The sequence below is a fragment of the Quadrisphaera sp. DVD1 genome, assembly GCF_058932755.1.
In genome coordinates, this window is record NZ_JBZYWI010000107.1 from 1 (window position 1) to 10,788 (window position 10,788).

Consider the following 10,788-nt stretch of genomic DNA (forward strand, 5'->3'; position numbering starts at 1 on the left):
CCCTTGACGGCCCCCGCCATGATGCCGCCGACGATCTGGCGGCCGAGCAGCGCGAAGACCACGATCACCGGCAGCGTCCCGAAGAGCGTGCCGGCCATGACGACCGCCTGGTCGGGGACGTAGCCCTGACCCAGGTTGCTCAGCGCCACCTGGACGGTGGGGTTGCGGGAGGTGAGCGCGATGAGCGGCCAGAAGAAGTCGTTCCAGGCCGCCATGAACGACAGCATCCCGAGGACGGCCATGCCCGGGCGGGCGACCGGCACGATGATGCTGAGGAAGGTGCGGGTCGTGCTGGCCCCGTCGACCCGGGCCGCCTCGAGGATCTCGTCCGGCACGGTCTGGAGGAGGTACTGCCGCATGAAGAAGACCCCGAAGGCGGTCACCAGGGTCGGCAGGATCACCGACGACAGCGTCCCGGTGAGCTCCAGGCGCGACATGATCTGGAAGAGCGGGACCACGCCCAGGGTGGGCGGGATCATCAGCGTCCCGATGGTGATGGCGAACAGGGCGTTGCGGCCCCGGAAGCGCAGCTTGGCGAAGGCGAAGCCCGCCAGGGTGCAGAAGAAGATGGTGCCGAGCGCCACCACGCCGGAGACGATCGCGGAGTTCACGATGGCCCGGACCAGCGGCTGCACCTCCAGGGCGGTGCGGATGTTCGTCCACAGGCCCCCACCCGGCAGCAGCGGCGGCGGCGACTGGTTCATCTCCGCCATGGGCCGGCTGGCGCTGACGATCATGTACCAGAACGGCAGGATCGACAGGACGGCCACCACCGCGAGGAAGGTGTAGGTCATCCACCCCGCTTGGTCGTTGCCCCGCTTGCGGCTGCGCCGCTGGCCTCCTGAGGACGGCGGGGGCGCCGCGAGGCTCGCGTTCTGGACCGACGTCGTGGTCATCGGGACTCCCGGGTCCGCCAGCGGGCGAGTGAGGTGTTGAGCAGCACGAGCACGATGATGAGGAGGAAGGTGATCCAGGCGACCGTGGCCGCCCGGCCGAGCTGGAGGTACTCCCAGCCCTGCTGGTACATGTACAGGCCCAGCGTCTGGTACTGGCTCAGCGCCCCGCCGCTGGGGTCCCCGCCGAAGAGCAGCGGCTCGCCGAAGAGCTGCGTCGCCCCGATCGTCGAGATGACGATGGTGAAGAGGATCGTCGGCCGCAGGCCGGGCAGCGTCACGTGGAGGAACTGCTGCCAGCGGTTGGCGCCGTCAAGAGCAGCGGACTCGTAGAGGTCCTGGGAGATGGACTGCATGCCGGCCAGGTAGATGAGCGCGTTGTAGCCGGTCCAGCGCCAGACGATGATGACGCCGATCGCGATCTGTGCGGCCCAGTTGCCGTTGCGCCAGTCGATCGGGTCCATCCCCACCAGGGAGAGCACCCAGTTCGCGAAGCCGGCGTCACGACCGAAGATCTGCGCGAACACCAGCGTCGCGGCGGCCACCGACGTGGCGTACGGGAGGATGATCACGATGCGGAAGAAGCCGCGGGCGCGCATCCGGTAGTTCAGGGCGTGCGCGACCGCCAGCGACAGCAGCAGCTGCGGGACGGTGCCGATGACGCCGATGGTGAAGGTCTTGAACAGGGCGTTGTAGAACTCGGGGCTGGAGAACAGCCACCGGTAGTTCTCCAGCCCGATGAAGCTCATGTCACCGCCGAGGCGGTAGGAGTGCAGGCTGATCCACGCCGTGTAGAGCAGCGGGAAGAGCCCGAAGACGGCGAAGAGCAGGAAGAACGGCGCGACGTAGGCGTACGGCGCGAACTTCAGATCGAAGTGGAACAGCCTGTCCCGGAACGTCCGGCCCTGGCGCGGCGGCTGACCGTCCGCCGAGGGCACCGACGACGGGGACTCGATGGCGACGGCCATGTCAACCCTCTCAGTTGCTGCAGTGCCCGGACGGTACTCCCCCGGGCCCGACGGGGGCGGTCGGCGCGGGAGGTGGATCCCCGTGCCGACCGCCCCGGTGAGCGCCAGTCCTGGTGGGTCAGCTGGCCTGGTTCTCGATCTCGCGACCGGCGGCCTTCCAGGCGTCGTCAGGGCTGACGCCGTTGGCCTCGACCGAGACGAGGGCGTTGGTGATCTGCGTGCGGAAGATGCCGTCGTTCTCGCCGATGGTCTGCACCGGGGCGGCCTGGGCCGCCTGGCCGAAGATCTGGCCGATCGGCGCGTTCATGAAGTACTCGTTGGTGACGTCGCCGACCTGGGAGATGGCCTCCGTGCGGGACGGGAAGGCGCCCGTCTCGCCGAACAGCTTGACCTGGGTCTCCGGGGAGGTCAGGAAGGCGGCGAGCTTGGCCGCCTCCTCCTGCTGGTCGCTGGCCTCGGGCACGCCGAGGTAGGCGCCGCCCCAGTTGCCGCCCATGCCGCCGGGCATCTGGACGACGTCCCACTTGCCCGCGGCCTCGTCACCGGCCTGGCCGCTGATGTACCCGAGCATCCAGGCCGGGCAGGCGATGGTGGCGAACGAGCCGCTCGCGAAGCCCTGGTTCCACTCGGGGGCGAACTGCTGCAGCCGGGCGGTCAGGCCGGACTGCCCGGCCTCGGCGGCCGTGTCGAAGGCGTCACGGAGGGCGGGGTTGGAGTCCCAGACCGGCTCACCGGACTCGTCGTAGTAGAGCTCCGACTCGGTGGAGAGGATGGCGCTGTAGAGGCCGCCAGCGGAGTCCGTCCAGGCGCTGCCGGCGGGGGCGTTGGCCTTGTACTCCTCACCGAGGGCGATGTAGTCGTCCCAGGAGGTCATCCGCGCGGCCAGCTCGGCGCGGTCGGTGGGCAGGCCGGCCTCGCCCAGCAGGTCGCTGCGGTAGCAGAGCGCCATCGGCCCGATGTCCGTGCCGAGGCCGACGACCTTGCCGTCGTCGGTGGTGGCCGCGTCGGCCTTCCAGCCCGGGTAGCCCTCGACCGCGTCGGGGACGAGCTTCGCCATGTCGGCGAAGTTGTCGGCCTGGTTGCCGGTGACGTCCGCGATGCGGCCGACCTCGAGGCCGACCAGGTCGGGGGTCTCGCCGCCGCTGAGCCGCGTCTGGAGGGCGGTCCAGTAGTCGGCCTCCTCCTGCGTCGACTCGTAGTTGATCGTGACGCCCGGGTTCTGCTGCTCGTACTCGTCGAACAGGCCGGCCTCCTCGAAGCCCATCGTGCCGAACAGGCTGACGTCGAGCGTGACGCCGCCGTCCTCGCTGCCCGAGCCCGAATCCGAGCCGGAGTCCCCGCCACAGGCGGTGAGCAGCAGCGAACCGGTGATGGCGATGGCGACGAGGTTCGTGGTGTTCCTGCGGATGTTCATGCGTCCTCCCGGTGGCCTCGGCGTCGAGGCCAGATCAACGTTGATCCGAGTGCGCGCTGTGAGCGCGGTGGAAGCGCTCCCATGAGCGGTGCCACCACTATGGAAGCGCTTTCCGCGACGCGTCAAGCGTGGCGCCCCTCGGTTACCCGACTGTGACCTGGCGCGCCCGGTCAGCAGGAGGCGCGCAGCACCAGCTCGGTCGGCAGCACGAGGGAGGAGACGCGCTCGCGACCGTCCAGGACGTCGAGCAGCATCCGGGCCATCGCCCGGCCCATCTCGTCGATCGGCTGGCGGATCGTCGTCAGGGCGGGGGTGGCGCCGGCGGCGACGGCGACGTCGTCGAAGCCGACCAGGGCGACGTCCGCGGGCACCGCTCGGCCCCGCTCTGCCAGCGCCTGCACCGCTCCGACCGCCATGAGGTCGTTCGCGGCGAAGACCCCGTCGAGGTCCGGGGACAGGTCGAGCAGGCGCGCCATGGCCGCCCGCCCGCCCTCGACGGTGAAGTCCCCGGTGGCCACGCGCTCCTCCGGCAGCGGCACCCCGCGCTCGGACAGCGCCGCGGCGAACCCGGCCAGGCGGTCGCGGGAGGCCTGCATGTCCGGCGGTCCGGTGATCGTGGCCAGGCGGGTCCGCCCCCGGTCCAGGAGCGCACCGGCCGCCTGGCGGGCTCCACCGGTGTTGTCCGCGTCCACGAAGAGGACGTCGTCGCCCTCGTCGAGGGGGCGGCCGGAGTGCACCACCGGGACCCCTGCCTCGGCGAGCAGCGCGGGCATCGGGTCGTCCCCGTGCGTGGAGACGAGCATGGCGCCGTCCACGTGCCCCGAGGCGGCGAACCGGGCGAACTGCTCGCGGTCGGCGGCGGTCGACAGGACCACGAAGACCAGCTGCAGGCCCCGCCCGGCCACGACGGTGTGGGCCCCCCGCAGGGCCGCCGCGAAGAACGGGTCGGAGAAGAACCGCTCCTCGTCCTCGGCGACCACGAACGCGATCGAGTCGCTGCGCCGGCGCACGAGCGAGCGGGCAGCGGCGTTGGGCACGTAAGAGAGCCTCGCGACGGCGTCGAGGACGGAGGTGCGGGCCGCGTCGCTGACCCGGTCGGAGCCGTTGAGCACGCGGCTGGCCGTGGCTCGGGAGACCCCCGCGAGGGCTGCGACGGACTGCAGCGTCGGAGCGGCGGGTCGGCCGGGCACCACGGGGTCCACAGTCCCTCCTGGAGACGCACCGGGGGTCGGGCTGACCGCTCGGCGCGACCATTGTGGCGCGCAGCGGCGCTCGACGTGCGGCGCCGCGACGGGCGGGGAGGTGAGAGGCCCTCGTCCGGCCCAGTCGTGTCAGGCGGCGCGGCGGCCCGGGAGCCGGTGGTAGTCGCGCCCGTGGTGGACCAGGGGCGCCCGCTCGGCGACGGAGACGGCGACCACCTCGGCCAGCACGAGCTGGCTGTCGCCGGCGTCCACGAGCTCGCGCACGCTCCCGGTGAGGCGCGCCACGGCCCCGGGCAGGGCGGGCAGGCCCTCGGTGCCCCACTCCCAGGAGCCGTCGTCGGGGAAGCGGCCGGCCGCCGGGGCGGCGTACCGCCGGGCGAGGGGCTCCTGGTCCTCGGCGAGCAGGTGCGCGGCGAAGCGCCGGGAGGCCACCAGGGCCGGCAGGCTCGAGGAGCTGCGCGAGACGTTGAAGCTGACGAGGGCCGGTGCGAGGGAGACCGAGACCAGCGAGATCGCGGTGAAGCCGACCGGCTGGGGGCCGGTGGCGCTGCTCGTGCTCGTCGTCACGACCCACACGCTGGAGGCAGCGGAGCGGAACGCCGACGCGAGGTCGACGCCGGCCGGCGGGTTCGGGCTCACCGGGCTCCTCCCTCGTGGTGCCAGCGGACCCTCGAACGGTAGACCAGCCTGCCGCACGCGGCGGGTCGAGAGCCGTCGTCGGGCTCAAGACGGCGCCGGACCTGCCGATGAGGTGCTCGAGGCCGTCGGCGAGCCGCCGACCAGCTGTCGGCGCCGGAGGGAGGAGGCACGTCATGACCGTGGCCCTCCCCGCCACCGCGCGGCCCTGGTGGAGACTGGCGCCGTGAGCGGGCCCTCGGCGGAGCGCGTGGTGCGCCTGGCGCCCGAGCCCTCGTCCGTGGCCGCCGCCCGCAGGCTGGTGCGCGAGCGGCTGGGTGCCGCCGGCCTGGACCGGCTGACCGACGACGCGGCGCTGGCCGCGTCCGAGCTGGTCGCCAACGCCGTCCTGCACGCCCGCACCGAGATCGTCCTGCGCGTCGCCACGAGCCCGACCGGCGTGCGCATCAGCGTGGAGGACCGGAACCGCCAGCTCCCGTCCCCCGCCCCGATGGGCCCCTCCGCCTCCAGCGGCCGCGGGCTGGCGCTGCTCCAGGCGCTGGCCGAGGACTGGGGCGTGCAGGTTCTGCCAGGCGGCAAGGCGGTGTGGTTCGCGCTGAGCGCCACCGAGCGCCCCGAGGGCCTCGCCCCGTCCCCCGAGGTCCTCCTGGGCCTGTGGGCCGACGCGGCTCCCACCCCCGTGCCCGCAGCCCCCTCGGCCGTCCGCGTGGTGCTGCCCGACCTGCCCGTGCTGCGCGTGGTCGCGGCCAAGCGGCGCGTGGAGGACCTCGTCCGCGACCTGCGGCTGGTGCTCATCGGCAGCGGCCGCGACCTCGGCGGGCGCGGTCCTGGGGACGACGAGCTCGCAGTCGCCCGTCGTCTCGACGCCGCCGCGGCGGACTTCGACGCCGGCCGGGTCCAGCTGCGCTCCCAGGCCCTCGCCGCGGCCGCCCGGGGCCTGGAGCGCGCCACCCTGGAGCTGCTGCTCCCGGCGGACGCCCTGTCGGCCGCCCAGCGCTACCGCGCGGCGCTCGACGAGGCGGACGAGCTCGGCCGCAGCGGCCGCCTCCTGCTCGCCGGCGGCCTGTCCGAGCACGCGGACCTGAGGCGCAGCTACCTCGACGCCATCGTGTCCCAGCTCCAGGCGGCGCAGCCGGCCTCTCGCTGAGACGGCGAGGGGCCCCCGGCAGTCTCCTGCCGGGGGCCCCTCGCTGCGTGCTGGCTGGTCGTCAGCGGCGGACGTCGGTCTCCGTGCCGGCGTCGAGGTCGATCTGCTCCTTGCGGACGTCGGCGCTGACCTGCTGCTGCTCGGTCACCGTCGTGGTGTCCACGCGGACGCGCTCGACGGGGCGGGCCTCCTTGGAGACCACGGGGACCTCCTCGTGGAGGACGACCTCGTGCTCCTCCTCGGAGATGGCCGGACCGTCGAGAGCGGCACCGGCGTTGGCCTCGGTGATCGGCTCGCGCTCGAGGCGGACCTCCTCGTGCGAGACGGGCACCGTCTGGGTCTCCCGCTCGGTGACGACGTACTTGCGCAGGCGGGCCCGGCCGCTCTCGCGGGTCTGGGTGCCGACGCGCAGCTCCTCCTCGGAGCGGGTCATCGCGCTGTCGGTGGTCGGGCCCGACGTGTCGTGCCCGACCGTGCCGTGCGCGTTGGTGTCCGTGCCGGTCGTGCCCATGCCGGTCGTGCCCGTGCCGGTCGTGCCCGAGGTGGCCGTGGTCGCCGTCAGGTCGCGGTCGAGGTCGGTGTCAGCGGCGTGGCGGCCCGAGGTGTCACCCGCGGAGCCCGTCGTCGTCTGCGCCGTGCCGGTCTGGACGCCGCTCTGCGCCATGCCGGTCTGGACCCCGGTCTGCGAGCCACCGGTCGTGGCCAGGCCGTAGTAGCGGTAGAGCTCCTCCTCCTCGGAGGGCTCCAGGTGGCCGTCGGTCGCCACGCGGGGGGCGCCCTTGACCTTGGCCTTGTCGAACGGCACCTGCACCTGGTCGCCGGTCATGGACGCCTGGTCGAGCGGCACGAACGACTCGGAGGTGCCGAAGAGGCCGGTGTTGACGGTGAGCCACTCCGGGCGCCCGGTGGCGTCGTCCAGGTAGACGTCGCCGGCCTTGCCGATCTTGTCGCCGTCGCTGTCGATGACCGTGGTGCCACGGATGTCGCCGAGCTGGGACTGGTCGATCATGGGGGATCCTTCCGGTTCCTGCTGAGCCGCCGCGGTGTGCCGCGGGCTGCTCCGGACGAGTGATCCCTACCCACGGCCATGAGCCGCTAACCCCCTGGCGAGGGCCGGATCTGGCGGGCGGCGCGCGGGCGCTCCGACGGCGCCTCGCCGCTGTGGGGTCGCCGTGAGGCCCGCTGCCCCCTACCGTCGGGAGCGCTGATCAACACCGCACCGCCCCAGAGAAGGAGACCACCGTGCTCGGCACCATCATCGGCATCATCATCGTCGGCCTCATCGCCGGTTTCCTCGCCCGCGCGATCGTGCCCGGGCGCCAGTCGATGGGGATCGGCGCCACGATCCTCCTCGGCATCGTCGGGTCGTTCATCGGTGGCCTCCTGGGCTACCTGATCTTCGGTCGCGACTCCGGCGACGGCTTCGTGCAGCCCTCCGGCTGGATCGGCTCGATCATCGGCGCGATCATCGCCCTGCTGATCTACACCCGCATGCGCCGCACCTCGCGGGTCTGATCCCGCAGCGCCTCGCGCACCAGGGGCCCGCCGGGCCCCTGGTGCGCTCTCGCGTCCCCACGGGTAGGAAGGGCGCATGAGCGAGCCTCCCACCAGCGCCCCCTCCGGCCACACCTCCGAGGGCGGCGTCCTGCTGGGCGACGAGGGCGCCGCGCGCCACCTCGTGGTCTTCGAGGACGCCCAGTGCCCCTACTGCCGCGAGTTCGAGCGCGCGAGCGGGTCCCTGCTGGCCGACGAGGTCGCCAGCGGGCGCCTGTCCGTGGAGTACCGGATGCGCGCCTTCCTGGGCCCCGAGTCGGTGCGGGCGGCCAACGCCCTCGCCCTGGCGGCCGAGGAGGGTCGGTTCGACGAGCTCCGCGCCGCGCTGTTCGCCGACCAGCCGCGCGAGCACACCGGCGGCTTCACGCCGGACGACCTCGTGGCCGCCGGTGAGCGGGTCGGCCTGACCAGCGAGAGCTACACCTCCGGCGTCCGCGAGGAGCGCTTCACCGACTGGGTCCTCGCCGCCGAGGACGCGTTCGCGGAGGAGGACCCGGACGGCACGCCGATGCTCTACCTGGATGGCGAGGAGGTCGACCCCCGCCTGGTCTACGACCCCCAGGCGCTGGCCGGGGTCCTGCGGGCCGGGGCGTGAGCGCCCTCGACGACGCGACCCGGCTGGAGGCCGAGCGGGTCGTCGCCGAGGTCGAGGGGCAGGAGCGGGAGCTGGTGCTCCCCGGCTTCGACGAGGACGACGCCTGGGAGCTCGGCAGCCTGCTGGTGCGCCTGGCGCGCGAGCGCGGGCTGGCCGTCACCGTGGACGTGCGCCGCGGCGCCCACCAGCTCTTCCACGCGGCGCTGCCCGGCACCACGGCCGACAACGACCGCTGGATCGAGCGCAAGGTCGCCGTGGTGGAGCGCTACGGCGCCTCGTCCTACCTCGTCGGACGCCGGCTGGCCGCTCGCGGCGATTCCCTCGGCGCCGAGCACGGTGTCGACCCGGCGCGCTACGCCACGCACGGCGGCGCCTTCCCGCTGCGGGTGCGCGGCGTGGGCGTGGTGGGCGTCGTGACCGTCTCCGGCCTCCCCCAGGCGGACGACCACGCCCTCGTCGTGGAGGCGATCGGGCTCCTGCTCGCAGGGTCGTAACCTGCTGAGGGTGAGCACAGGGGCCGAAGCAGGGACCAGCGCAGGGGCGAGCGCCACCGGTGGGGCGCCGCGCCGGGTGGCCGTCGTCGGCGCTGGGCCGGCCGGCGTCTTCACCGCCGACGCCCTGGTCAAGGCGGGCGGCGACACCGGGCCGGTCAGCGTGGACCTGCTCGAGCGGCTCCCGGCGCCGTTCGGCCTGGTCCGCTACGGCGTCGCCCCGGACCACCCGCGGATCAAGCGGATCATCACCGCGCTGTCCAAGCTCCTGGCCCGCGGCGACATCCGGCTGCTGAGCAACGTCGAGCTCGGCGGCGACCTGGCGCTGTCCGACCTGCGGCAGCTCTACGACGCCGTGGTGCTGACCACGGGGGCGGACCGCGACGCGGCGCTGCCCGTCCCCGGCGTGGACCTGCCCGGCTCCTTCGGTGCCGCGGACTTCGTGGCCTGGTACGGCGGGCACCCGGACGGCCCGCGCTCCTGGCCCCTGGACGCCGCGCAGGTCGCCGTGGTCGGAGCCGGCAACGTGGCGCTCGACGTCTCCCGCATGCTCGTGCGGCGCGCCGATGACCTCCTGGCCACCGACGTCCCCGACGCCGTGCACGCCGCCCTGGCGGCCAGCGCGGTCACCGACGTCCACGTCCTCGCCCGGCGGGGCCCGGCCCAGGCCCGCTTCTCCGCGATGGAGCTGCGCGAGCTGGGCGAGGTGGCCGGCCTCGACGTCGTCGTCGACCCCGCCGACCTCGTGCTCGACGACGCCTCGCGCGCAGCGGCGGAGGCGTCCCGGGACACCGGCCACGTCCTCGAGGCGCTGGCCGAGCTCGCCGAGCGCGCTCCGACCGGCGCCGAGCGGCGCCTCCACCTGCACTTCTGGCGGCGTCCGGTGCGCTTCCTGGGCCCCGACGCGATCAGCGGCGTGGAGCTGGAGCGCACGGAGCCGGGCGCGGACGGCCGAGCCGTGGGGACCGGGGAGCTGTCCGTCCTGCCGGTCCAGGCGGTCTACCGGGCCGTCGGCTACCGCGGCTCCCCCGTGCCCGGCGTCCCCTTCGACGAGGCGGCAGCGGTCGTGCCGAACCACGAGGGTCGGGTGCTGGGCCCGGACGGCGACGTCGTCCCCGGCCTGTACGCCAGCGGGTGGATCAAGCGCGGCCCGGTCGGCCTCATCGGGCACACCAAGTCGGACGCCGCCGAGACCGTCGCGAGCCTCGTCGCCGACCTGCCCGGCCTGCCGCGCGCCGCCCACCCGGAGCCGGAGGCGGTGACGGGCCTCCTCGAGCAGCGCGGCGTGCGCTGCGTGGACTGGTCGGGCTGGATGCTGCTGGACGCCTTCGAGCGCGAGCTCGGGGCGGCGGCCGGGCGGGACCGGATCAAGGTGGCCGACCGCGAGGAGATGCTGCGGGCGTCGCTGCGGGCCGCAGGCGACCCGGCCGACGACGCCGGACGAGGTGCACCCGGGAGCCTGGACAGCGCGTAGCTGCTCTGGTCGACTGGGCGCGCCCCGGTCGGGTGCGCAGCGCTGAGGAACGCTGCTCCGGCACCGGGCTCGCTCCGAGGAGGCCCCGTGCGCGTCGGGCCCGAGCGTCGCCCGTGACGGGCCGTCCGGTGCTGCTGACCGTCGACGACGACCCGTCGGTCGGTCGGTCGGGCCGTGGCCCGGGACCTGCGCCGCCGCTACGGCGCCGACCACCGCGTCGTGCGGGCGGCCGACGGGCCGTCGGCCCTGCAGGTGCTCCGCGAGACGCCACGGCGCACGCCGGCACCGCCGCGCATCCCGTGGTCCGCTCGTTCGAACCGGGCGAGTCGTGGTTCTGGTGCTATCTGGAGACCGTGGTCTTCGAGCTGGCCGACGCCCCGCCCGCCCTGTCCCACTCCTGATGCTGGGTGCCTA

General features: G+C 73.9%; 11 protein-coding genes and 1 pseudogene. 6 read left to right on the forward strand and 6 right to left on the reverse strand.

Annotation, left to right across the window (positions count from 1 at the left end; genetic code table 11):
* From AC5FZL_RS12120 to AC5FZL_RS12140, 5 genes are all read right to left on the reverse strand, one after another.
* The coding region (locus AC5FZL_RS12120) for a carbohydrate ABC transporter permease (protein WP_493618947.1) at positions 1 to 896 on the reverse strand (896 nt) is incomplete at its 3' end.
* Positions 893 to 1,861, reverse strand: a complete 969-nt coding sequence (locus AC5FZL_RS12125; RefSeq protein ID WP_493618949.1) for a carbohydrate ABC transporter permease — start codon at positions 1,859 to 1,861, stop codon at positions 893 to 895. The genes AC5FZL_RS12125 and AC5FZL_RS12120, both read right to left, overlap by 4 nt.
* 118 nt (positions 1,862 to 1,979) lie before the next feature.
* Positions 1,980 to 3,275, reverse strand: coding sequence for an ABC transporter substrate-binding protein (locus AC5FZL_RS12130; protein WP_493618951.1), 1,296 nt, complete (start codon positions 3,273 to 3,275; stop codon positions 1,980 to 1,982).
* 170 nt (positions 3,276 to 3,445) lie between these two features.
* The gene (locus tag AC5FZL_RS12135; protein ID WP_493618953.1) at positions 3,446 to 4,477 is read right to left on the reverse strand and encodes a LacI family DNA-binding transcriptional regulator; all 1,032 of its coding nucleotides are present in this window, start codon (positions 4,475 to 4,477) and stop codon (positions 3,446 to 3,448) included.
* A 129-nt stretch (positions 4,478 to 4,606) separates the two neighbouring features.
* The gene (locus AC5FZL_RS12140) at positions 4,607 to 5,116 is read right to left on the reverse strand and encodes a flavin reductase family protein (protein WP_493618955.1); all 510 of its coding nucleotides are present in this window, start codon (positions 5,114 to 5,116) and stop codon (positions 4,607 to 4,609) included.
* Positions 5,117 to 5,339: 223 nt separating this feature from the next.
* On the opposite strand from AC5FZL_RS12140, the gene AC5FZL_RS12145 reads away from it, so the two are divergent.
* Positions 5,340 to 6,260, forward strand: coding sequence for an ATP-binding protein (locus AC5FZL_RS12145; protein WP_493618956.1), 921 nt, complete (start codon positions 5,340 to 5,342; stop codon positions 6,258 to 6,260).
* Positions 6,261 to 6,321: 61 nt separating this feature from the next.
* Here the strand turns inward: AC5FZL_RS12145 and AC5FZL_RS12150 are convergent, their stop codons facing one another.
* Positions 6,322 to 7,269: a DUF2382 domain-containing protein gene (locus AC5FZL_RS12150; protein ID WP_493618958.1), complete on the reverse strand. Its 948-nt coding sequence runs from the start codon at positions 7,267 to 7,269 to the stop codon at positions 6,322 to 6,324.
* A gap of 233 nt (positions 7,270 to 7,502) precedes the next feature.
* Here AC5FZL_RS12150 and AC5FZL_RS12155 point away from each other — a divergent pair, with 233 nt between their 5' ends.
* The 5 genes and pseudogenes from AC5FZL_RS12155 to AC5FZL_RS12175 form a co-directional block, all read left to right on the forward strand.
* Entirely contained in the window at positions 7,503 to 7,775 is a 273-nt protein-coding gene (locus tag AC5FZL_RS12155) for a GlsB/YeaQ/YmgE family stress response membrane protein (protein WP_493618959.1), read from the forward strand.
* Positions 7,776 to 7,851: 76 nt separating this feature from the next.
* A complete protein-coding gene (locus tag AC5FZL_RS12160) occupies positions 7,852 to 8,409 on the forward strand; it encodes a DsbA family protein (RefSeq protein ID WP_493618960.1) in 558 nt (185 codons plus the stop codon).
* Positions 8,406 to 8,903 carry a heme-degrading domain-containing protein gene (locus tag AC5FZL_RS12165; protein ID WP_493618962.1) on the forward strand — a complete coding sequence of 166 codons (498 nt, stop codon included), beginning with the start codon at positions 8,406 to 8,408 and terminating at the stop codon, positions 8,901 to 8,903. Before AC5FZL_RS12160 ends, AC5FZL_RS12165 begins: the two co-directional genes overlap by 4 nt.
* A 10-nt stretch (positions 8,904 to 8,913) precedes the next feature.
* Positions 8,914 to 10,374, forward strand: coding sequence for an FAD-dependent oxidoreductase (locus AC5FZL_RS12170; RefSeq protein ID WP_493618964.1), 1,461 nt, complete (start codon positions 8,914 to 8,916; stop codon positions 10,372 to 10,374).
* Between the two features lie 113 nt (positions 10,375 to 10,487).
* Positions 10,488 to 10,650 (forward strand): annotated as a pseudogene (locus AC5FZL_RS12175) (response regulator); the annotation flags it as partial.
* Positions 10,651 to 10,788: the final 138 nt, after the last annotated feature.